The organism is Streptomyces sp. NPDC103540 (genome assembly GCF_055584445.1).
This window is the reverse complement of record NZ_JBVJMA010000001.1, coordinates 635,546-656,655: the sequence shown is the minus strand read 5'-3', so window position 1 is coordinate 656,655 and position 21,110 is coordinate 635,546. Positions and strand designations below refer to the sequence as shown.

The window sequence follows — 21,110 nt, the reverse complement described above, 5'->3', positions numbered from 1 at the left end:
AGCCATGTTCGGTCGCCGACGGGGGATGGAGACGGTCGGAAGTGCCGGTTCACAGACATCCGCCACTCTGACGTTGCCGCCCACGGCGAAGCTGTTGAGCTGTCGGGTCCTCGACACGGTCCACCAGCCGGTCCGACAGGCGAAGTTCGAGGTGACGGACCCGATCGGCAGACGGGTCGTCAGCGGGGAGACGGACCCGTACGGCGGGTTCACCGCCGCCGTGCCGGAGGGGGAGTACCGGCTGTCCGTCACCGCCGAGGGCTACGCGCCGTTCCACGGGGCGACGCTCGTCGGGGACCCGGCGCAGCCCGGGACCGCCGAGATCATCCTGGACGCGGTGGAGCCGCCGAGGCTGCCGGCGCCCGGCCACTGGGAGCTGGACCCGACGCACTCGTCGATCGCCTTCTCCGCCCGGCACATCGGGTTCGCCCGGATCCACGGCCGGTTCACGACCTTCGCCGGCGCGGTCCGCATCGCGGAGCGGATGGAGGACTCCTCCATGCACGTGATCATCGACGCGGCGAGCATCGACACCGGTCTGCGGATGCGGGACGACCACCTGCGCTCCGCCGACTTCCTGGACGCGGCCCGCCACCCCACGGTGGAGTTCTACAGTGAGCGGTTCATCCACCGCAGCGGCAGCCGGTGGGCGGTCGCGGGGGCCCTCACCCTGCACGGCGTCAGCCGTTCCGTCACCCTGGACACCCAGTACCTGGGGCACGGCACGGGCCTGGAGGGCGAACCGAGGGCGGCCTGCCGGGCCACGGCGGAACTGCACCGCGAGGACTTCACGCTGAACTGGCAGTCGATCCTGGCCCACGGCGTCGCGGCGATCGGCTCCAGCGTCGACGTGACGCTCGACGTGCAGATCGTCCACAAGGCGTAGGACGCGGGCCGCGGGCGAGGGCCCGGCCCGGTCGGGGCCGGGCGGTGGTCTACGGGGCTTCCAGCCAGCCCTCGTACTCGGCGGCGAGGTCGTCCAGGGCGCCGGTGTCGAGCCGTTCCCTCGGGTCCTCCACGACGACCAGCCACTGGGCGTCCTCGGCGTCGTCCTCGCCGGCGAGGGCGTCGCGGACCAGCTGGGGTTCCTCGGGCAGGCCGAAGCGGTCGACGGCCTCCTGGGCCACCTCTTCGGCGGCGTCGCGGTCGGGCAGGACCAGTACATGTCGCACGTTCACCCGACCATTCTCGGGCACCGGGCGCGGGGGACTGTCGGTGCGTCGTGGGATGCTGGGGGCGATGGCCACCAGGAAGAACTCCACCGACGATCTCCTCGCCCCGATCACCCTCGCGGTGGGGCAGGAGGACCTGCTCCTCGACCGTGCGGTGCGCGAGGTGGTGACGGCCGCGCGCGCGGCCGACGCCGACACCGATGTGCGCGACCTCACCTCCGATCAGCTCCAGCCCGGCACGCTGGCCGAGCTGACGAGCCCCTCGCTGTTCTCCGAGCGCAAGGTCCTGATCGTGCGCGGCGCGCAGGACCTGGGCGCGGAGACGGTCAAGGAGCTCAAGGCCTACCTCGCCGATCCGTACGAGGAGATCGCGCTGGTCCTCCTGCACGCCGGTGGGGTCAAGGGCAAGGCGGTCCTGGACGCCGCGCGCAAGGCGGGTGCCCGCGAGGTGGCCTGCCCGAAGATGACGAAGGCCGCGGACCGACTGTCGTTCGTGCGGGGCGAGTTCCGGACGCTGGGTCGTTCCGCGACCCCCGACGCCTGCCAGAACCTGGTCGACGCCATCGGCAGCGACCTGCGGGAGCTGGCGAGCGCGGTGGCGCAGCTGTGCGCGGATGTCGAGGGCACCATCGACGAGGCCGTCGTGGGCCGCTACTACACCGGGCGGGCCGAGGCCTCCAGCTTCACGGTCGCCGACCGGGCCGTCGAGGGGCGCGCGGCCGAGGCCCTCGAAGCGTTGCGCTGGTCCCTGTCGACGGGCGTGGCACCGGTCCTGATCACCAGCGCCCTGGCCCAGGCGGTGCGGGCGATCGGCAAGCTCGCCTCCGCGCCGCGCGGGGCCCGTCCCGGTGATCTCGCCCGGGACCTCGGCATGCCGCCGTGGAAGATCGACCGGGTCCGGCAGCAGATGCGGGGCTGGTCCGCGGACGCCGTCTCGGACGCCCTGCGCGCGGTGGCGCTGGCGGACGCGGGGGTCAAGGGCGGGGGCGACGACCCCGAGTACGCCCTGGAGAAGGCCGTCGTGGCGGTGGCCCGCGCGGCCCGCCCCCAACGCCGCTGAGGCGGCCCCGCAGCGCCCCGTAGCGCCCGTACGCCCGTCACGGGTCCCGTCCCGGACCCGTCCCCCGGCAGGGTCCCGTCCCGGACCCGCCGCCCGGCGCGGTCCCGCCCCCGCCCCTCGCCTCGTGGCCGGGTCTTCCGTACCGCTCCCGGCTCCGTGCCGTCCCCGTGCGGTCCCGTGCCGTGCCGTGCGCGGGTGCCGGTCGGGCGGCGCGGGCATGACGAAGGCCCCGGCTCCTCCCTGGGGAAGGGAGGGGCCGGGGCCTTCGACCACTGCTGGTGTGCGCCGCACCCGCGTGGCGAACGCAGGCCGCGTGCGGCGCGGGGGCCGGTCCGGAGCGGGAGAGAGGGCCCGCTGGGTCCTTACCGGCGATTCACATCAGGAGCTCAGCCCTGGAGGGTGGCAACCTTGGAGGCCAGCGCCGACTTCTTGTTGGCGGCGGCGTTCTTGTGGATGACACCCTTCGAGACAGCCTTGTCGAGCGCACGCGCGGCGGCGCGGGAAGCCACGGTGGCCTTCTCGACGTCACCGGCGAGGACGGCCTCGCGGGCCTTGCGGATCGCGGTCTTGAGCGAGGACTTGACGGCCTTGTTGCGCAGGCGCGCCTTCTCGTTCGTCTTGTTCCGCTTGATCTGGGACTTGATGTTCGCCACGAAAGAGCCTTTTCAGGTTCAGAGTTTGATCTTCGGATTGTGTCCCGACAGCTGAGAGGGCATACGAGACACAGCTGCCCAGGCTACCAGGCGCGCTCCGACCGGCCCAAACCGAGCGCACTGCCCCGTCCATGGGACCATGGGAGTCTGCGTATCGATCCGAAGGATCCGATCAGGACCGACCGACGCGACCGACCGACGCTTCCGACTGCGACCGAGAATCAGGACACTGCGTGCCCGCGATCCCCAGCCACGTGCCCGAGCCGAGCCGTACCGACCCGGCTCTGATCCGCAACTTCTGCATCATCGCGCACATCGACCACGGCAAGTCGACCCTCGCCGACCGGATGCTCCAGCTCACCGGTGTCGTCGACCAGCGGCAGATGCGTGCCCAGTACCTCGACCGCATGGACATCGAGCGTGAGCGCGGCATCACGATCAAGTCGCAGGCTGTCCGTCTGCCCTGGGCGCCCACGACGGGCGAGGGCCAGGGCAACACGCACATCCTGAACATGATCGACACCCCGGGTCACGTCGACTTCACCTACGAGGTCTCGCGCTCCCTCGCGGCGTGCGAGGGCACGATCCTCCTCGTCGACGCCGCCCAGGGCATCGAGGCCCAGACCCTCGCCAACCTGTACCTGGCGATGGAGAACGACCTCGCGATCGTCCCCGTCCTCAACAAGATCGACCTGCCGGCCGCCCAGCCGGAGAAGTTCGCCGAGGAGCTGGCGAACCTGGTCGGCTGCCAGCCCGAGGACGTGCTGCGCGTCTCCGCCAAGACGGGCATGGGCGTCGACGCCCTGCTCGACAAGGTCGTCGCGACCGTTCCGGCCCCGGTCGGCGTCAAGGACGCCCCCGCCCGCGCGATGATCTTCGACTCGGTCTACGACTCCTACCGCGGCGTGGTCACCTACGTCCGTGTGGTCGACGGCCAGCTCAACAAGCGCGAGCGCATCCGCATGATGTCCACCGGCGCCACGCACGAGCTGCTGGAGATCGGCGTCTCCTCCCCGGAGATGACCCCGGCCGACGGCATCGGCGTCGGCGAGGTGGGCTACATCATCACCGGCGTGAAGGACGTCCGTCAGTCCAAGGTCGGTGACACGATCACCAGCCTGCACAACGGCGCGACCGAGGCCCTCGGCGGCTACAAGGACCCGAAGCCCATGGTCTTCTCGGGCCTGTACCCGCTGGACGGATCGGACTACCCGGACCTGCGCGAGGCCCTGGACAAGCTCCAGCTCAACGACGCCGCGCTCGTCTACGAGCCGGAGACCTCCGCGGCCCTCGGCTTCGGCTTCCGCGTCGGCTTCCTCGGCCTGCTGCACCTGGACGTGGTCCGCGAGCGCCTGGAGCGCGAGTTCGGCCTCGACCTCATCGCGACCGCGCCCAACGTGGTCTACCGGGTGGTGCTGGAGGACGGCAAGGAGGTCACCGTCACCAACCCGAGCGAGTTCCCCGAGGGCAAGATCTCGGACGTGTTCGAGCCGGTCGTCCGCGCCACCGTGCTCGCCCCGACCGAGTTCATCGGCGCCATCATGGAGCTCTGCCAGCAGCGTCGCGGCACCCTGCTCGGCATGGACTACCTCTCCGAGGACCGCGTCGAGATCCGCTACACCCTGCCTCTCGCGGAGATCGTCTTCGACTTCTTCGACCAGCTGAAGTCCAAGACGCGCGGCTACGCCTCGCTGGACTACGAGCCCACCGGCGAGCAGTCCTCCAGCCTGGTCAAGGTCGACATCCTGCTGCACGGCGACAAGGTCGACGCCTTCTCCGCCGTCTGCCACAAGGACGCCGCCTACGCCTACGGCGTGCGCCTGGTCGCCAAGCTGCGCGAGCTCATCCCGCGGCAGGCCTTCGAGGTGCCGGTCCAGGCCGCGATCGGCTCCCGCGTCATCGCCCGCGAGACCATCCGCGCCATCCGCAAGGACGTCCTCGCCAAGTGCTACGGCGGTGACATCTCCCGCAAGCGGAAGCTGCTGGAGAAGCAGAAGGAGGGCAAGAAGCGGATGAAGATGGTCGGCTCCGTGGAGGTCCCGCAGGAGGCCTTCATCGCCGTCCTGTCCAGCGACGAGTCGACCGGCAAGAAGAAGTAGCGCCGACACCGGGGAGGGGGCCCAGCCCCCGTCCGGTGTCACGCGGAAGGGCCCCCGTGCGTACGCGCGAGGGCCCTTTTCGTTATGAACCGGCCGCTCGGGGAGTCTTACGCGTCGGGCACGCGGCCTCTAGTCTGATCACTGCTCGATGGTTACTCGCCAGTTAAGAAATCCGCCCGTCTGAAAACCCTGCCTGCCCAAGCGCCCCACGCCCACGCCCCGTCGCGTGGACCGGTCCGGAGGATGTCGTGAGCGACACACAGACCATGATCGAGAACCGTCCGCCCACCGTGGCGGCCCTCTTCCTTGACCGCGTCGCCGCCACCCCCAACGGCGAGGCCTACCGCTTCCCGGTGCCGGCCGGACCGGAGGGCGGCCCCGAGGAGTGGAAGTCGCTCAGCTGGGGCCAGGCCGCCGACCGCGTGTTCGCGATCGCCGCCGGACTGGTCTCGCTGGGCCTGGGTTCGGAGGAGCGCGTCGCGCTCGCCTCCAACACCCGCGTCGAGTGGATCCTCTGCGACCTGGGCGTGATGTGCGCGGGCGGTGCCGTCACCACGATCTACCCGAGCACCAACGCCGACGAGTCGGCGTTCATCCTCGCCGACTCCGAGAGCCGGGTGCTGATCGCCGAGGACGCCGCCCAGCTGGCCAAGGCCCGGGAGCGGCGCGCCGACCTGCCGAACCTGATCCACGTCGTGGTCATCGACGGGGCCGGCGTCGAGCCCGAGGCCGGCGACCCCGAGGGCTGGGTGCTGACCCTGGCCGAGCTGGAGGCGCGCGGCAAGGAGCACCTCGCCAAGCACCCCGAGGCCGTCAGGGAGCGGATCGCGGCCATCACCGCCGACCAGCTCGCCACCCTCATCTACACCTCCGGCACCACCGGCCGCCCCAAGGGCGTACGCCTGCCGCACGACAACTGGTCGTACATGGCCAAGGCCACCGTGGCCACCGGCCTGATCACCAAGGACGACATCCAGTACCTGTGGCTGCCGCTGGCCCACGTCTTCGGCAAGGTGCTCACCTCCGGCCAGATCGAGGTCGGTCACGTCACCGCCGTCGACGGCCGCATCGACAAGATCATCGAGAACCTGCCGGTCGTCCAGCCCACCTACATGGCGGCCGTCCCGCGCATCTTCGAGAAGGTCTACAACGGCGTGGCCGCCAAGGCCCGCGCCGGCGGCGGCGCCAAGTACAAGATCTTCAAGTGGTCGGTGGGCGTCGCCCGCGAGTACGCCAAGGTCACCCAGGACAACTACCGCCGCACCGGCCGCGCCACCGCGCCCCTCGGCCTCAGCACCAAGCACAAGGTCGCCGACGCGCTCGTCTACTCCAAGCTCCGCGACGCCTTCGGCGGCAACCTGCGCGCCGCCGTCTCCGGCGCCTCCGCCCTCGCCCCCGAGATCGGCTTCTTCTTCTCCGGCGCGGGCATCCACATCCTGGAGGGCTACGGACTCACCGAGTCGAGCGCCGCCTCCTTCGTCAACCCCGGCGAGGCCTACCGCACCGGCACCGTCGGCAAGCCGCTCCCCGGCACCGAGGTGCGCATCGCCGACGACGGCGAGGTCCTGCTCCGCGGCCCCGGCATCATGCAGGGCTACCACCGTCAGCCCGACAAGACCTCCGAGGTCCTGGAGAGCGACGGCTGGCTGCACACCGGCGACATCGGGGAGCTGTCGCCCGACGGCTACCTGCGCATCACCGACCGCAAGAAGGACCTGATCAAGACCTCGGGCGGCAAGTACGTCGCCCCGGCCGAGATCGAGGGCCAGTTCAAGGCGATCTGCCCGTTCGTGTCGACGATCGTCGTCCACGGCGCCGACCGGAACTTCTGCTCGGCCCTCATCGCCCTCGACGAGCCCGCGATCCTGGGCTGGGCCGCCGAGAACGGGCTGGAGGGCAGGACGTACGCGCAGGTCCTGGCCGCCCCCGAGACCAACCGTCTCGTCGAGACCTACGTCCAGACCCTCAACGAGGGCCTCCAGCGTTGGCAGACGGTCAAGAAGTTCCGCATCCTGCCGCGCGACCTGGATGTGGAGCACGGCGACCTCACGCCCAGCCTCAAGCTGAAGCGGCCCGTCGTCGAGCGCGAGTTCAAGCACCTCATCGAGGAGATGTACGAGGGCTCCCGCGAGGCGTAAACGACCATGGGGCAGTGCGGGACAATGGCCACATGCCTTCCGCACTGCCCGACGGTGACCCCATGCCCGAAGACGGCTCGCTGCCCGCGCACGCCCTCACCGGCGCCCCGGACCGGCCGCTCGGGTTCTACCTGCACGTCCCGTACTGCGCCACCCGCTGCGGGTACTGCGACTTCAACACCTACACCGCCACCGAGCTGCGCGGCACCGGCGGCGTCCTCGCCTCCCGCGAGAACTACGCCGACACCCTGATCGACGAGGTCCGCCTGGCCCGCAAGGTGCTCGGCGACGACCCGAGGTCCGTGCGCACGGTCTTCGTCGGCGGCGGCACGCCCACCCTGCTGCCCGCCGCCGACCTCGTCCGCATGCTCGCGGCCATCCGCGAGGAGTTCGGCCTCGCCGAGGACGCCGAGATCACCACCGAGGCCAACCCGGAGTCGGTGGACCCGCGCTACCTCGCCGAACTGCGCGCCGGCGGGTTCAACCGGGTCTCCTTCGGCATGCAGAGCGCCAAACGGCACGTGCTGAAGGTCCTCGACCGCACCCACACCCCGGGCCGCCCCGAGGCCTGCGTGGCCGAGGCCCGCGCCGCCGGCTTCGAGCACGTCAACCTGGACCTGATCTACGGCACCCCCGGCGAGTCCGACGACGACTGGCGGGCCTCCCTGGACGCCGCGCTGGGCGCCGGGCCCGACCACGTCAGCGCGTACGCCCTGATCGTCGAGGAGGGCACCCAGCTGGCCCGGCGGATCCGCCGCGGCGAGGTCCCGATGACCGACGACGACGTCCACGCCGACCGGTACCTGATCGCCGACTCCGTCATGGCGGAGGCCGGCTACCACTGGTACGAGGTGTCGAACTGGGCGACCTCCGAGGCCGGCCGGTGCCTGCACAACGAGCTGTACTGGCGCGGCGCCGACTGGTGGGGCGCCGGGCCCGGCGCGCACTCCCACGTCGGCGGCGTGCGGTGGTGGAACGTCAAGCACCCCGGCGCCTACGCGGCCGCGCTGGCCGAGGGCCGCTCCCCGGGCGCGGGGCGCGAACTGCTCTCCGCCGAGGACCGGCGCGTCGAGCGGATCCTGCTGGAGCTGCGGCTGGTCGACGGCGTCCCGCTGTCGCTGCTCGCCCCCGCCGGGCTCCGCGCCGCCGCGAAGGCCCTGGCCGACGGGCTGCTGGAACCCACCCCCTACGACGCGGGGCGGGCGGTGCTGACCCTGCGCGGGCGACTGCTGGCCGACGCCGTGGTGCGGGACCTGGTCGACTGACCCGGCCGCCCGCCCGCCCGCCCGCCCCGCGGCGCGGGCGGCGCCGGCAACGGGCGGCAGCGGCCCCGTGCGGGCCTCGGCGCCCTCGCGGCCGAGCCCGGCGCGGCCGGCGCGCTGACGGGCCGCGCGGGCCCCGTGCGGGGCCTCAGGACGTGACGTGGTCGATGAGGTGCTCCACCGCGCCGAGCAGGGTGGGCTCCAGGTCCTTGTACGAGGTCACGCGGGACAGGATGTGCTGCCAGGCGGCCCCGGTGTTCTCCGGCCAGCCGAGCGCCGCGCAGACGCCCGTCTTCCAGTCCCGGCCGCGCGGCACGGTCGGCCACGCCGGGATGCCGAGCGCGGACGGCTTCACCGCCTGCCACACGTCCACGTACGGGTGACCGACGATCAGCACGTCCGGGGAGGTCACCGCCGCCGCGATGCGGGACTCCTTCGAGCCCGGCACCAGGTGGTCCACCAGGACCCCCAGCCGGGCGTCCGGGGCCGGGCCGAACTCCGCCACCACCGCCGGGAGGTCGTCGACGCCCTCCAGGTACTCCACGACCACGCCCTCGATCCGCAGGTCGTCGCCCCAGACCCGCTCGACCAGCTCGGCGTCGTGCCGGCCCTCCACGTAGATCCGCCCGGCCCGGGCCACCCGGGCCCGGGCGCCCGGCACCGCCAGCGAACCCGACGCCGTGCGCGCGGGAGCGGCCGGCGCCCGCCCGGGGCGGGTCAGCGTCACCACCGCGCCCTCCAGCAGGAAGCCGCGCGGCTCCAGCGGGAACACCCGCCGCTTGCCGAAGCGGTCCTCCAGGGTCACCGTGCCCGCCTCGCAGGCCACCACCGCGCCGCAGAAGTCCGTACCGGCCACCTCCACCACCAGGTCGGGGTCGGCGGGAACCTCGGGAACGGCCTTGGGCCGCTTCCACTGCGGGGTCAGATCGGGGGAGTACTCGCGCATCCGGCCGACCCTAGGAGAGCCGCCGCGCTCAGGGGCCCGACACGCCGAACAGGGCCGCCAGAGTGTCGCGTTGCTCACGTACGAAGTCCGCCCCGACCACCGCGCCGTGACCCGGTACGTACCGCGCGTCCGGTCCGCCGAGCGACAACAGCCGGTCCATCGCGGCCGGCCACTGCCCCGGGACCGCGTCCCGACCGGCCTGGGGCTCGCCCGACTCCTCGACCAGGTCCCCGCAGAACACCGTCTCGCGCTCGCCCGGCACGAAGACGGCCAGGTCGTGCCACGAGTGCGCCGGACCCACGTTGGCCAGCAGCACCTGCACCCCGCCCAGGTCCAGCGTCCACTCGCCCGACACGAGGTGCCGGGGCGCCCGTACGAGCTCCACGGACTCCGCCGCCTCCGCCGGGTCCAGGCCATGGCGCACCGCGCTCGCGCGCAGCTCCTCGCGGCCCGTGGGGGTCCCCAGCAGCCGGTCCAGCCCGACCGCGCCGTAGGACTCCGCGCCGGCGAACGCGGGCGCGCCCAGCACGTGGTCGAAATGTCCGTGGGTGAATGCGACATGGGTCACGCGCCCGCCGGTCAGCCGCTCCGCCTCGGCCCGTAGCCCGGCCCCCTCGCGTACACACGATCCGGGGTCGATCAGGAGCGTCGCCCCGTCCCCCACCACCAGTCCCACGGTGCAGTCCCACACCGGCAGACGCCTGCGGCCGACCCGTCCGGTCAACCGTTCCCAGCCGGCCTCTTCCCATCGCACGTCCATGGCGTGACGCTACCCTGGCGGGCCACCCTTGCCCGCGGCGTACCACCCGGCCGTACACTGACCGGGGGATCTCTGGCACTCGCACGCGCAGAGTGCCAACGAAGACCGGAGAACCCAGCGGCGCCTCGCCACGGCCGCCCGACCGACGACCGACCCGCATCCGGAGGTGTGCGCGATGCTCAGTGAACGCAGGCTCGAAGTGCTGCGCGCCATCGTCCAGGACTACGTCGGGACGGAGGAGCCCGTCGGCTCCAAGGCCCTCACCGAGCGCCACCGCCTCGGCGTCTCGCCCGCCACCGTGCGCAACGACATGGCCGTGCTGGAGGAGGAGGGCTACATCGCCCAGCCCCACACGAGCGCCGGTCGCATCCCCACGGACAAGGGCTACCGCCTCTTCGTCGACAGGCTGGCGGGCGTCAAGCCGCTGTCGACGCCCGAGCGTCGGGCCATCCAGAACTTCCTCGACGGCGCCGTCGACCTCGACGACGTGGTCGGCCGCACGGTGCGCCTGCTCGCGCAGCTCACCCGCCAGGTCGCCGTCGTCCAGTACCCGTCCCTGACCCGCTCCACCGTCCGTCACGTCGAGCTGCTGTCGCTGTCCCCGGCCCGGCTGATGCTCGTGCTGATCACGGACACCGGGCGGGTCGAGCAGCGGCTCGTCGACACCCAGACGCCGTTCGCCGACACCTCGCTCGCCGACCTGCGGGCGCGGCTGAACTCCCGGGTCGTCGGCCGCCGGTTCACCGATGTGCCGCAGCTCGTGCAGGACCTTCCGGAGTCGTTCGAGATCGACGACCGGGCGACCGTCAAGGCCGTCCTGGCGACCCTCCTCGAAACGCTGGCCGAGGAGGCGGAGGAGCGGCTGATGATCGGCGGCACCGCCAACCTCACTCGCTTCGGACATGATTTTCCCTTGACCATCAGGCCCGTGCTCGAAGCGCTGGAGGAGCACGTGGTGCTCCTGAAGCTGCTGGGCGAGGCCGGTGAGTCGGGGATGGCCGTACGGATCGGTCACGAGAACGCCTACGAGGGGCTCAACTCCACGTCGGTCGTCTCCGTCGGCTACGGTTCGGGCGGCGAGGCAGTCGCCAAACTCGGCGTGGTCGGACCGACCCGCATGGACTACCCCGGAACGATGGGAGCGGTACGCGCAGTGGCACGTTACGTCGGACAGATCCTGGCGGAGTCGTAAGTGGCCACGGACTACTACGCCGTTCTCGGCGTGCGCCGCGACGCATCCCAGGACGAGATCAAGAAGGCCTTCCGGCGGCTCGCGCGCGAGCTGCACCCGGACGTGAACCCCGATCCCAAGACGCAAGAGCGCTTCAAGGAGATCAACGCGGCCTACGAGGTCCTCTCGGACCCGCAGAAGAAGCAGGTCTACGACCTCGGCGGCGACCCGCTGTCCTCCTCGGGCGGCGGCGGTGGCGCCGGCGGCTTCGGCCAGGGCGGCTTCGGCAACTTCTCCGACATCATGGACGCCTTCTTCGGCCAGGCCTCGCAGCGCGGCCCGCGCTCGCGCACCCGCCGCGGCCAGGACGCCATGATCCGCCTCGACCTGGAGCTGGACGAGGCCGCCTTCGGCACGACCAAGGACATCCAGGTCGACACGGCCGTCGTCTGCACCACCTGCTCCGGTGAGGGCGCCGCTCCCGGCACCTCGGCGCAGACGTGCGACATGTGCCGCGGTCGCGGTGAGGTCTCGCAGGTCACCCGGTCCTTCCTGGGCCAGGTCATGACCTCGCGCCCCTGCCCGCAGTGCCAGGGCTTCGGCACCGTGGTCCCGACCCCGTGCCCCGAGTGCGCGGGCGACGGCCGGGTCCGCTCCCGCCGCAACCTGACGGTCAAGATCCCCGCCGGCGTCGAGAACGGCACCCGGATCCAGCTCGCGGGCGAGGGCGAGGTCGGCCCCGGCGGCGGTCCCGCCGGCGACCTGTACGTCGAGATCCACGAGCTGCCGCACCCGACCTTCCAGCGGCGCGGGGACGACCTGCACTGCACGGTCACCATCCCGATGACGGCGGCGGCCCTGGGCACCAAGTGCCCGCTGGAGACGCTGGACGGCATGGAGGAGATCGACATCCGCCCGGGCACCCAGTCCGGCCAGGCGATCCCGCTGCACGGCCGCGGCGTCACGCACCTGCGCGGCGGCGGGCGCGGCGACCTGATCGTCCACGTCGAGGTCACCACCCCCGGCAAGCTGGACTCCCAGCAGGAGGAACTGCTGCGCCAGCTCGCCAAGCTGCGGGGCGAGGAGCGGCCGATGGGCCAGTTCGCGCCCGGCCAGCAGGGGCTGTTCAGCCGCCTGAAGGACGCCTTCAACGGCCGCTGAGCCGTACTCCCGCGCCCTGCGTCGTACGAGCCCGGTCCGGACCTCCCGGACCGGGCTCGCGCGCGTTCGGGACGGCTCCGGGAGGGCGGGCGCCGGGCGGGTGCGCGGGGGCTCCCCAGGGTGCTTCCCGGTGGTCCCCCGGACGGTCGCGAGCGGGTCGCGGAGCGGTCGGAACGCGGTCGGGAGCCGGTCGCGGGCCGTCGGGGGAGGGGCGTCGGAAACGCCGGACGGGGCGGACTATGCCAGGCGAATGCCGTGATTCGGCCCCGTGAGCGGGACATGGCACGATGCAGTCCATGTCCTTGGCAGCGAACGGTCTCCACCCGTACCCGATCGTGCAGGCCCCCATGGCGGGCGGCGCCTCCTGCCCCCCGCTCGCGGCGGCCGTGTCCGAGGCCGGAGGGCTGGGCTTCCTCGCCGGCGGGTACAAGACCGCCGACGGCATGTACCAGGAGATCAAACAGACCCGGGGCCTGACCCGCCGCCCCTTCGGCGTGAACCTCTTCATGCCGCAGACCGGCCACGTCGACCAGGCGGCCGTCGAGGCGTACCGCGGACAGCTCGCCGGCGAGGCCGGCTGGTACGAGGTCTCCCTCGCCGAAGAGGACATCATCGGCACCTGCGACGACGGCTACGAGGCCAAGCTCGCCATCCTCGTCGAGGACCCGGTCCCCGTCGTCTCCTTCACCTTCGGCTGCCCCGCCCCCGCCGTACTGGAACGCCTGCGCAGAGCCGGTACGCGCACCATCGTCACCGTGACCTCCGTCGACGAGGCCCGCGCCGCACAGGCCGCGGGCGCCGACGGCCTGTGCGTCCAGGGCGTGGAGGCGGGCGGCCACCAGGGCACCCACCGCGACGACCCCGAGACGGACGGCACCGCCGGCGTCGGCCTGCTCGCCCTGCTGCCGCAGGTGCGCGAGGCCGTGGCCCTCCCGCTGATCGCGGCGGGCGGACTGATGCGCGGCGCCCAGCTCGCCGCGGTCCTCGCCGCCGGCGCGGAGGCGGCGCAGCTCGGCACGGCCTTCCTGCCCTGCCCCGAGTCCGGCGCGCACCCCCTGCACAAGAAGGCCCTGACCGACCCGATGTTCCCGCACACGGAACTCACCCGGGCCTTCTCGGGGCGCCCCGCGCGCGGCCTCGTCAACCGCTTCGTGCGCGAGCACGGACCCTACGCGCCCGCGGCCTACCCGCAGCTCCACCACATGACCTCCGGGCTGCGCAAGGCGGCCGCGGCGGCCGGGGACGCGCAGGGCATGGCCCTGTGGGCGGGGCAGGGGCACCGGCTGGCGCGCACGCTGCCCGCCGGACAGTTGGTGGAGGTGCTCGCGGCCGAACTGGCCGAGGCGCGGCGCGTGGTGCAGGCCACGCAGATGAGGAGCGAGTCATGACGGCCCCCGTGTTCGTGGTCGAAGAGGTCCCCGCGGGGCCGCGGTTCGTGTTGGAGGGCCCCGAGGGCCGGCACGCCGTGTCGGTGAAGCGGCTCGCGCCCGGCGAGGCGGTGGTGCTCACCGACGGGCGGGGCGCCTGGGCGGAGGCCGTCGTCGCGGCGGCGGAGGGCAAGGACCGGCTGGTCGTCGACGTCTCCGCGGTGTCGCGCGAGGAGGAGCCCGCCGTACGGATCACGGTGGTGCAGGCGCTGCCCAAGGGCGACCGGGGCGAGGTGGCCGTCGAGACCATGACGGAGACCGGCGTCGACGCGATCGTGCCCTGGCAGGCCTCCCGGTGCATCACCCAGTGGCGCGGCGAACGCGGGGCGAAGTCCCTGGCCAAATGGCGTGCCACGGCAAGGGAGTCGGGCAAGCAGTCCCGCCGGGTGCGGTTCCCGGAGGTGGCCGAGGCGCTGTCCACGAAGCAGGTGGCGGCGCTCCTCGCGGGGGCCGATCTGGCGATGGTCCTGCACGAGGACCGGGACACCCCCTCGCAGGCGCTGGCGACGGCCGAACTTCCCGAGAAGGGCTCGGTGGTGCTGGTGGTCGGCCCGGAGGGCGGGGTGTCGCCCGAGGAACTGGCCGTCTTCGCGGAGGCCGGGGCCCGGCCGTACCGGCTGGGCCGCTCGGTGCTGCGTACGTCGACGGCCGGTACGGCGGCCGCGGCGGTGCTGCTGGCGCGCACGGGGCGCTGGGCGTAGGCCCGGAGCCCCGCTCCCGGACCGCCGCCGTCCGCTCCCGGGCCGTCCGCGACCCCGGGCCGGGCCGATACGATGCCCGGACCGATCACGATCACGGGAGGCGCGGCCATGGCCGGGGAACCTCAGGCGGATTGCCTGTTCTGCAAGATCGTCGCGGGGACCATCCCCGCGACGGTGGTCCGGGAGACCGAGACGACGGTCGCCTTCCGGGACATCAACCCGCAGGCGCCGACGCACGTCCTGGTCATCCCCAAGGCGCACTACAAGGACGCCGCCTCCCTGGCCGCCGCCGAGCCGGCCGTCGCCGCCGACATACTGCGCGAGGCCGGGGCGGTCGCCGCCGACGAGAAGATCGACGACCACGGCTACCGGATCGTCTTCAACACCGGCTCCGGAGCCGGCCAGACCGTCTGGCACGCCCACGCCCACGTCCTCGGGGGCCGCGGCCTCCAGTGGCCCCCCGGATAGACCGTGTCCGTACGCGAGTTCGTGGTCCTCGGCACCGCCAGCCAGGTCCCCACCCGACACCGCAACCACAACGGCTACCTGCTGCGCTGGGACGGCGAGGGCATCCTCTTCGACCCCGGCGAGGGCACGCAGCGCCAGATGCTGCGCGCCGGCGTCGCGGCGCACGACATCAACCGGATCTGCGTCACGCACTTCCACGGCGACCACAGCCTGGGACTGGCCGGGGTGATCCAGCGGATCAACCTCGACCAGGTCCCGCACCCGGTCACCGCGCACTACCCGGCCTCGGGGCAGAAGTTCTTCGACCGGCTGCGGTACGCGACCGCCTACCGGGAGACGGTGGCCCTGGCCGAGGAGCCGGTGGAGCGCGACGGGGTGCTCGCGGTCGGGCCGACGTACACGCTGGAGGCGCGGAAGCTGTCGCACCCGGTGGAGTCCTTCGGCTACCGGGTGACGGAGCCGGACGGGCGGCGGATGGTGCCGGAGCTGCTCGCGCGGCACGGGATCAAGGGCCCCGACGTCGGTCGGATCCAGCGCGAGGGACGCCTCGGGACCGTCACCCTGGAGGACGTCAGCGAGCACCGGGCGGGGCAGCGGTTCGCCTTCGTCATGGACACGCGGCTGTGCGAGGGGGTCGACGCCCTCGCGCGGGGCTGCGACATGCTCGTCATCGAGTCGACGTTCCTGGACGAGGACGAGCGCCTCGCGGTGGACCACGGGCACCTCACGGCCGGCCAGGCGGCACGGGTGGCGCGGGACGCGGGCGTGCGCGCCCTCGTGCTGACGCACTTCTCGCAGCGCTACGGGGATCCGTCGGAGTTCGAACGCCAGGCCCGGCGGGCGGGGTTCGAGGGCGAGCTGACCATCGCGTCGGACCTCGCGCGGGTGGCCCTGCCGAAACGCTGAGCCTGCCGTGCCCCCGCCCCGACCTGCGGCGGGGGCGTCCGCGTCGAGCGGTTCGAGGCGGAGATCGGACCATTCCTTGAGTGAGGTGGGTCACACTGGGTTTCGGCCCTGGCCGTGAGGGCAGGGTTCGCAGCTTTCCACCGGTTCCGCTCCGGTGGCCGCCGTGCGAGCAGAAACGACACTTCGACGGGGAGACGCCGTGAGCAGTCGGGACAGCCGGATCAACCGCCCGGGACAACTGGACCCGCTGGGTCCCGTACGCGACCCGCACGAACCGGGCTGTGACGTCTTCCTGACCGGAACGGTCTTCCTCGACATCATCTTCACCGGCCTCGAATCCGCCCCCGTGCGCGGCACCGAGTCCTGGGCGCGCGGCATGGGCTCCAGCCCCGGCGGCGTCGCCAACATGGCCACCGCCCTGGCCCGGCTGGGCCTGCGCACCTCCCTGGCCGCCGCGTTCGGCGACGACCACTACGGCGAGTACTGCTGGGACGCGCTCGAACAGGGCGAGGGCATCGACCTCTCCATGTCGCGGACCATCGCCGGCTGGCACAGCCCCGTCACCGTCTCCATGGCCTACGAGGGCGAGCGCACGATGGTCTCCCACGGACACGAGGCCCCGCCCCCGGCGGGCCCGGGCCCCTTCCCCCGCTGCCCTCCCAAGGCCCGCGCCGCGGTGGCCTCCCTGGGCGCCGGGCAGGGCGAGGGGTGGATCGCGGAGGCGGCCCGGCGCGGTTCGCGGATCTTCGCGGACGTGGGCTGGGACGACACCGGCCGCTGGGACCTGGGCGCCCTGGCCGACCTGGAGCACTGCGAGGCCTTCCTGCCGAACGCGGGCGAGGCGATGCGCTACACCCGCACCGACTGTCCCCGGGCCGCCGCGCGGGCCCTGGCCGAGCGGGTGCCCGTCGCGGTGGTGACGCTGGGCCCGGAGGGCTCGTACGCGGTCGACAGCCGGACGGGCGAGACCGCCGAGGTCCCCGGGATCCCGGTCGACGCCCTGGACCCCACCGGGGCGGGGGACGTGTACGTCGCCGGGTTCGTCACCGGCAGCCTCGCCGGCTGGCCGCTGGCCGACCGGCTGGCCTTCGCCGGGCTCACGGCCGCCCTGTCGGTCCAGGAGTTCGGAGGCTCCCTCTCCGCGCCCGGCTGGCCCGAGGTGGCCGCCTGGTGGCGCTCGGCCCCCGACGCCCTGCGCGACCGCTACGCCTTCCTGGACGACCTCGTACCGCCCGGCGCCACCTGCTCCCCGCGCCGGCGGGCCGTACCGACCATCGGCTTCCGCCACCCCGCGTAGCCGGGCGGGGGCCGGGCCGTAAAACCCCTCGGGGATGCCCCGGGGTGGACGTACCCTTGGTACTCCGGAGGTCGACGAACGGCGCGGCCCCTCAGCGGGAGGTATGCGCAGGCCACAGTGCCGGCCCATGACTCACACACCCACAGCCCACATCCCCGCGCCGGGCCAGGCGCGAGCCCACTTCACCGTCCCGGCGACGCACCCGATGGTGACGGTTCTCGGCTCGGGCGACGCCCTGTTGCGCGTCATCGAGAAGGCTTTCCCGAAGGCCGACATCCACGTTCGGGGCAACCAGGTCAGCGCGGTCGGCGAAGCGTCGGAAGTCGCCCTCGTCCAGCGCCTGTTCGACGAAATGATGCTCGTGCTCCGCACCGGGCAGCCGATGACGGAGGACGCAGTGGAACGCTCGATCGCCATGCTCAAGGCGAACGGCAGCGGTTCGGGCCCGACGGAGACCCCGGCCGAGGTGCTCACCCAGAACATCCTCTCCAGCCGCGGTCGCACCATCCGCCCCAAGACCCTCAACCAGAAGCGGTACGTCGACGCGATCGACAAGAACACGATCGTCTTCGGCATCGGCCCCGCCGGTACCGGCAAGACCTACCTCGCGATGGCGAAGGCGGTCCAGGCCCTGCAGTCCAAGCAGGTCAGCCGGATCATCCTGACCCGTCCCGCCGTCGAGGCGGGCGAGCGGCTCGGCTTCCTGCCGGGCACGCTGTTCGACAAGATCGACCCGTACCTGCGGCCGCTCTACGACGCCCTGCACGACATGCTGGACCCGGACTCCATCCCCCGGCTGATGGCCGCCGGAACCATCGAGGTCGCGCCCCTGGCGTACATGCGCGGTCGCACCCTCAACGACGCCTTCGTGGTGCTCGACGAGGCGCAGAACACGACCACCGAGCAGATGAAGATGTTCCTCACCCGCCTCGGCTTCGACTCGAAGATCGTCATCACCGGTGACATCACCCAGGTCGACCTGCCGGGAGGGGCCCGGAGCGGTCTGCGGCAGGTCCAGGAGATCCTCGAAGGGGTGCCGGACATCCACTTCTCGCGGCTCACGTCCGAGGATGTCGTCCGGCACAAGCTGGTCGGCCGTATCGTCGACGCGTACGAGAAGTACGACGAGGCCCATCCGGCCCCGAACGGCCACCAGCGGAAGTAGATACCGGCGCACCATGTCGATCGACGTCAACAACGAGTCCGGAACCGAGGTCGACGAGCAGGCGATCCTCGACATCGCCCGCTACGCGCTCACCCGGATGCGGATCCACCCGCTCTCCGAGCTCTCCGTCATCGTCATCGACGAGGACGCCATGGAGCAGCTCCACATCCAGTGGATGGACCTGCCCGGACCCACCGACGTCATGTCCTTCCCGATGGACGAGCTGCGTCCGCCGACGAAGGACGACGAGGAGCCCCCGCAGGGGCTCCTCGGCGACATCGTGCTCTGCCCCGAGGTGGCCAAGAAGCAGGGCGAGGAGGCGCCGACGGGGCACTCCATGGACGAGGAGCTCCAGCTCCTCACCGTCCACGGCGTGCTGCACCTGCTCGGCTACGACCACGAGGAGCCCGACGAGAAGGCCGAGATGTTCGGCCTCCAGGCGGCCATCGTCGACGGCTGGCGCGCCGAGCGCGGGCTGACCGGTCCCTCCCCGGCCCCGACCGTCTCGTGACCGGCGCGCCTCAGCTGATCACCGGGGCGGTCCTGCTCGTCGTCGTGGCCTGGTTCGCGGCCTGCGCGGAGTCCGGGATCGCCCGCGTCTCCAGCTTCCGCGCCGAACAGGCCGTACGGGAGGGCCGGCGCGGCAGCGCGAAGCTCGCCCAGGTCGCGGGCGACCCGACCCGCTACGTCAACGTGGCGCTGCTGGTGCGGGTGACCTGCGAGATGGCGGCGGGCGTCCTCGTCACCTACGTCTGCCTCGACGCGTTCGGGGAGAACTGGACCGCGCTGCTCGTCGCCATCGCCGTGATGGTGCTGGTGTCGTTCGTCGCGGTGGGCGTGTCCCCGCGCACCATCGGCCGCCAGCACCCGTTGAACACCGCGACGGCGGCCGCGTACGCCCTCGTACCGCTCGCCCGGGTGATGGGCCCCATCCCGCAGTTGCTGATCCTCGTCGGCAACGCGCTGACCCCGGGGAAGGGCTTCCGCAAGGGCCCCTTCGCCTCCGAGGCGGAACTGCGGGCGATGGTGGACCTCGCGGAGAAGGAATCGCTGATCGAGGACGACGAGCGCCGCATGGTGCACCAGGTCTTCGAGCTCGGCGACACCCTCGTGCGCGAGGTGATGGTGCCGCGCACCGACCTGGTGTGCATCGAGCGCTACAAGACGATCCGTCAGGCGACCACGCTCGCCCTGCGGTCCGGATTCTCGCGGATCCCGGTCACGGGCGAGAACGAGGACGACATCGTCGGGATGGTCTACCTCAAGGACCTCGTGCGCCGCACCCACATCAACCGTGAGGCGGAAGCGGACCTGGTCTCGACGGTGATGCGGCCGGCGGTGTTCGTGCCCGACACGAAGAACGCCGGCGACCTGCTGCGGGAGATGCAGTCGGTGCGCAACCACGTGGCCGTCGTCATCGACGAGTACGGCGGCACGGCGGGCATCGTCACGATCGAGGACATCCTGGAGGAGATCGTCGGCGAGATCACCGACGAGTACGACCGGGAGATCGCGCCGGTCGAGGAGCTGGGCGAGGACCGCTACCGGGTCACGGCCCGGCTCGACATCACCGACCTCGGAGAGCTGTTCGGGGTGGAGGCCTTCGACGACGAGGACGTCGAGACGGTCGGCGGACTGCTGGCCAAGGCCCTGGGCAGGGTGCCGATCGCGGGTGCCTCCGCGATGGTGGACCTGCCGGACGGGCGTCCGCTGCGGCTGACGGCCGAGTCCCCGGCGGGACGCCGGAACAAGATCGTGACGGTGCTCGTCGAGCCGGTGGTCGAACCGTCCCCCGGCGAGGGCGAGGAGGGCGAATGACCCCGGCCGAGCTGCGCGCCTTCTGCCTGGGCTTCAACGCGGCGGTGGAGGAGTTCCCCTTCACCCCCGAGACCTCGGTGTTCAAGGTGCTGGGGAAGGTGTTCGCGCTGTCGGCGCTGGACGGCGAGCCGTTGAAGGTCAACCTCAAGTGCGATCCGGAGGCCGCGGTGCGGCTGCGCGCCGAGCACGCGGCGATCGTGCCCGGTTGGCACATGAACAAGCGGCACTGGAACACGGTCACGGTCGGCGAACTGCCGGACGCGCTGGTGCGGGAGCTGGTGGAGGACTCGTACGACCTCGTCGTGGCGGGGCTGCCGAGGGCCGAACGACTGCGACTCGACCGCCCCTGACACCGCAGCACCGTAGGGACGAAGGTCATTCGCTTACGGGACCTTTGGATCCTAGGGGTCCTTCGGTTTTCGCTTAGGTTTATCCCGTCCCGGGGGGCTCGTGGGACGGAGGGGAGGGCGCCTCGGCGGGGTCGTTGCACCGCCCGGCCGAGGCGCTCCCTATGCTGTCGCCCATGACCGAGAGCACCGTGGGCACCGGGATCGACCCCGAGGACAGCAAGATCATCACGCTGGCGCGCAGCGCCCGGGCCCGCAACGGGGTCCCGGAGGGTGCGGCGGTGCGTGACGAGACCGGTCGGACGTACGTCGCCGGGACGGTGGAGCTGGACTCCCTGAAGCTGAGCGCCCTCCAGACGGCGGTCGCGATGGCCGTGGCGAGCGGCGCCCGTTCCCTGGAGGCGGCCGCCGTGGTGAGCGCGGCCGACGCCCCCGCCGAGGCCGACCGCGCGGCGGTCCGTGACCTGGGCGGCCCCGCCACCCCGGTCCTCCTGGCCGCCCCCGACGGCACCCTGAAGTCCACCACCCCGGCCGGCTGACCACACCGCCGAACCCCGGG

General features: G+C 72.3%; 21 protein-coding genes. 17 read left to right on the top strand and 4 right to left on the bottom strand.

Going from position 1 to position 21,110, the window contains the following annotated elements:
• Window positions 1–4 precede the first annotated feature (4 nt).
• Window positions 5–886 (top strand): YceI family protein, encoded by an 882-nt coding sequence (locus tag ACZ6ZI_RS02960; protein ID WP_469514963.1) that lies wholly within the window; start codon window positions 5–7, stop codon window positions 884–886.
• Between the two features lie 49 nt (window positions 887–935).
• Here the strand turns inward: ACZ6ZI_RS02960 and ACZ6ZI_RS02955 are convergent, their stop codons facing one another.
• Window positions 936–1,178 (bottom strand): hypothetical protein, encoded by a 243-nt coding sequence (locus ACZ6ZI_RS02955; protein WP_363061329.1) that lies wholly within the window; start codon window positions 1,176–1,178, stop codon window positions 936–938.
• Between the two features lie 61 nt (window positions 1,179–1,239).
• Between ACZ6ZI_RS02955 and holA the strand changes: the two genes are divergently transcribed.
• A complete protein-coding gene (holA, locus tag ACZ6ZI_RS02950; protein ID WP_363061420.1) occupies window positions 1,240–2,232 on the top strand; it encodes a DNA polymerase III subunit delta in 993 nt (330 codons plus the stop codon).
• A gap of 386 nt (window positions 2,233–2,618) precedes the next feature.
• On the opposite strand, the gene rpsT is transcribed toward holA, so the two are convergent.
• The gene (gene rpsT / locus ACZ6ZI_RS02945) at window positions 2,619–2,885 is read right to left on the bottom strand and encodes a 30S ribosomal protein S20 (RefSeq protein ID WP_266788134.1); all 267 of its coding nucleotides are present in this window, start codon (window positions 2,883–2,885) and stop codon (window positions 2,619–2,621) included.
• A 233-nt stretch (window positions 2,886–3,118) separates the two neighbouring features.
• On the opposite strand from rpsT, the gene lepA reads away from it, so the two are divergent.
• The 3 genes from lepA (at window position 3,119) to hemW (ending at window position 8,387) form a co-directional block, all read left to right on the top strand.
• Window positions 3,119–4,984, top strand: a complete 1,866-nt coding sequence (gene lepA / locus ACZ6ZI_RS02940) for a translation elongation factor 4 (protein ID WP_363061331.1) — start codon at window positions 3,119–3,121, stop codon at window positions 4,982–4,984.
• Between the two features lie 248 nt (window positions 4,985–5,232).
• On the top strand, window positions 5,233–7,122 hold the full coding sequence (locus ACZ6ZI_RS02935) for an AMP-dependent synthetase/ligase (RefSeq protein ID WP_469514957.1): 1,890 nt from the start codon (window positions 5,233–5,235) through the stop codon (window positions 7,120–7,122).
• Window positions 7,123–7,154: 32 nt separating this feature from the next.
• Window positions 7,155–8,387, top strand: coding sequence for a radical SAM family heme chaperone HemW (gene hemW, locus ACZ6ZI_RS02930; protein ID WP_363061334.1), 1,233 nt, complete (start codon window positions 7,155–7,157; stop codon window positions 8,385–8,387).
• 145 nt (window positions 8,388–8,532) lie between these two features.
• Here the strand turns inward: hemW and ACZ6ZI_RS02925 are convergent, their stop codons facing one another.
• Both ACZ6ZI_RS02925 and ACZ6ZI_RS02920 read right to left on the bottom strand, forming a co-directional pair.
• Entirely contained in the window at window positions 8,533–9,330 is a 798-nt protein-coding gene (locus tag ACZ6ZI_RS02925) for a DUF3097 domain-containing protein (RefSeq protein WP_363061336.1), read from the bottom strand.
• Window positions 9,331–9,358: 28 nt separating this feature from the next.
• On the bottom strand, window positions 9,359–10,090 hold the full coding sequence (locus tag ACZ6ZI_RS02920) for an MBL fold metallo-hydrolase (protein WP_469514952.1): 732 nt from the start codon (window positions 10,088–10,090) through the stop codon (window positions 9,359–9,361).
• Between the two features lie 175 nt (window positions 10,091–10,265).
• On the opposite strand from ACZ6ZI_RS02920, the gene hrcA reads away from it, so the two are divergent.
• The 12 genes from hrcA (at window position 10,266) to ACZ6ZI_RS02860 (ending at window position 21,090) form a co-directional block, all read left to right on the top strand.
• Window positions 10,266–11,282 (top strand): heat-inducible transcriptional repressor HrcA, encoded by a 1,017-nt coding sequence (hrcA, locus tag ACZ6ZI_RS02915; RefSeq protein WP_469514949.1) that lies wholly within the window; start codon window positions 10,266–10,268, stop codon window positions 11,280–11,282.
• Window positions 11,283–12,422 (top strand): molecular chaperone DnaJ, encoded by a 1,140-nt coding sequence (dnaJ, locus tag ACZ6ZI_RS02910; protein ID WP_363061341.1) that lies wholly within the window; start codon window positions 11,283–11,285, stop codon window positions 12,420–12,422.
• Window positions 12,423–12,718: 296 nt separating this feature from the next.
• Entirely contained in the window at window positions 12,719–13,810 is a 1,092-nt protein-coding gene (locus tag ACZ6ZI_RS02905; protein ID WP_363061343.1) for a nitronate monooxygenase, read from the top strand.
• Complete coding sequence (locus ACZ6ZI_RS02900; protein ID WP_469514945.1) at window positions 13,807–14,550, top strand: 16S rRNA (uracil(1498)-N(3))-methyltransferase; 744 nt, start codon at window positions 13,807–13,809, stop codon at window positions 14,548–14,550. The genes ACZ6ZI_RS02905 and ACZ6ZI_RS02900 overlap by 4 nt, the downstream gene beginning before the upstream one ends.
• A 108-nt stretch (window positions 14,551–14,658) precedes the next feature.
• Window positions 14,659–15,018: a histidine triad nucleotide-binding protein gene (locus ACZ6ZI_RS02895; protein WP_363061346.1), complete on the top strand. Its 360-nt coding sequence runs from the start codon at window positions 14,659–14,661 to the stop codon at window positions 15,016–15,018.
• A 3-nt stretch (window positions 15,019–15,021) separates the two neighbouring features.
• Window positions 15,022–15,924, top strand: coding sequence for a ribonuclease Z (locus tag ACZ6ZI_RS02890; protein ID WP_469514942.1), 903 nt, complete (start codon window positions 15,022–15,024; stop codon window positions 15,922–15,924).
• Between the two features lie 199 nt (window positions 15,925–16,123).
• Complete coding sequence (locus ACZ6ZI_RS02885; protein WP_363061350.1) at window positions 16,124–17,221, top strand: PfkB family carbohydrate kinase; 1,098 nt, start codon at window positions 16,124–16,126, stop codon at window positions 17,219–17,221.
• Window positions 17,222–17,348: 127 nt separating this feature from the next.
• Window positions 17,349–18,386, top strand: coding sequence for a PhoH family protein (locus tag ACZ6ZI_RS02880; RefSeq protein WP_469514938.1), 1,038 nt, complete (start codon window positions 17,349–17,351; stop codon window positions 18,384–18,386).
• A 13-nt stretch (window positions 18,387–18,399) separates the two neighbouring features.
• On the top strand, window positions 18,400–18,897 hold the full coding sequence (gene ybeY / locus ACZ6ZI_RS02875; protein WP_363061353.1) for an rRNA maturation RNase YbeY: 498 nt from the start codon (window positions 18,400–18,402) through the stop codon (window positions 18,895–18,897).
• Window positions 18,894–20,204 (top strand): hemolysin family protein, encoded by a 1,311-nt coding sequence (locus tag ACZ6ZI_RS02870; RefSeq protein ID WP_469514934.1) that lies wholly within the window; start codon window positions 18,894–18,896, stop codon window positions 20,202–20,204. Before ybeY ends, ACZ6ZI_RS02870 begins: the two co-directional genes overlap by 4 nt.
• Window positions 20,201–20,554: an MmcQ/YjbR family DNA-binding protein gene (locus tag ACZ6ZI_RS02865; protein ID WP_363061357.1), complete on the top strand. Its 354-nt coding sequence runs from the start codon at window positions 20,201–20,203 to the stop codon at window positions 20,552–20,554. The genes ACZ6ZI_RS02870 and ACZ6ZI_RS02865 overlap by 4 nt, the downstream gene beginning before the upstream one ends.
• A 173-nt stretch (window positions 20,555–20,727) precedes the next feature.
• Entirely contained in the window at window positions 20,728–21,090 is a 363-nt protein-coding gene (locus ACZ6ZI_RS02860) for a cytidine deaminase (RefSeq protein ID WP_363061359.1), read from the top strand.
• Window positions 21,091–21,110: the final 20 nt, after the last annotated feature.

Bases quoted from the DNA above. Each gene is read 5' to 3' on its own strand.
- ACZ6ZI_RS02960 (WP_469514963.1), top strand. From the start codon at position 5: ATGTTCGGTCGCCGACGGGGGATGGAGACGGTCGGAAGTGCCGGTTCA.
- holA (WP_363061420.1), top strand. From the start codon at position 1,240: ATGGCCACCAGGAAGAACTCCACCGACGATCTCCTCGCCCCGATCACC.
- hemW (WP_363061334.1), top strand. From the start codon at position 7,155: ATGCCTTCCGCACTGCCCGACGGTGACCCCATGCCCGAAGACGGCTCG.
- ACZ6ZI_RS02925 (WP_363061336.1), bottom strand. From the start codon at position 9,330: ATGCGCGAGTACTCCCCCGATCTGACCCCGCAGTGGAAGCGGCCCAAG.
- ACZ6ZI_RS02920 (WP_469514952.1), bottom strand. From the start codon at position 10,090: ATGGACGTGCGATGGGAAGAGGCCGGCTGGGAACGGTTGACCGGACGG.
- hrcA (WP_469514949.1), top strand. From the start codon at position 10,266: ATGCTCAGTGAACGCAGGCTCGAAGTGCTGCGCGCCATCGTCCAGGAC.
- ACZ6ZI_RS02905 (WP_363061343.1), top strand. From the start codon at position 12,719: ATGTCCTTGGCAGCGAACGGTCTCCACCCGTACCCGATCGTGCAGGCC.
- ACZ6ZI_RS02900 (WP_469514945.1), top strand. From the start codon at position 13,807: ATGACGGCCCCCGTGTTCGTGGTCGAAGAGGTCCCCGCGGGGCCGCGG.
- ACZ6ZI_RS02895 (WP_363061346.1), top strand. From the start codon at position 14,659: ATGGCCGGGGAACCTCAGGCGGATTGCCTGTTCTGCAAGATCGTCGCG.
- ACZ6ZI_RS02880 (WP_469514938.1), top strand. From the start codon at position 17,349: ATGACTCACACACCCACAGCCCACATCCCCGCGCCGGGCCAGGCGCGA.
- ybeY (WP_363061353.1), top strand. From the start codon at position 18,400: ATGTCGATCGACGTCAACAACGAGTCCGGAACCGAGGTCGACGAGCAG.
- ACZ6ZI_RS02865 (WP_363061357.1), top strand. From the start codon at position 20,201: ATGACCCCGGCCGAGCTGCGCGCCTTCTGCCTGGGCTTCAACGCGGCG.
- ACZ6ZI_RS02860 (WP_363061359.1), top strand. From the start codon at position 20,728: ATGACCGAGAGCACCGTGGGCACCGGGATCGACCCCGAGGACAGCAAG.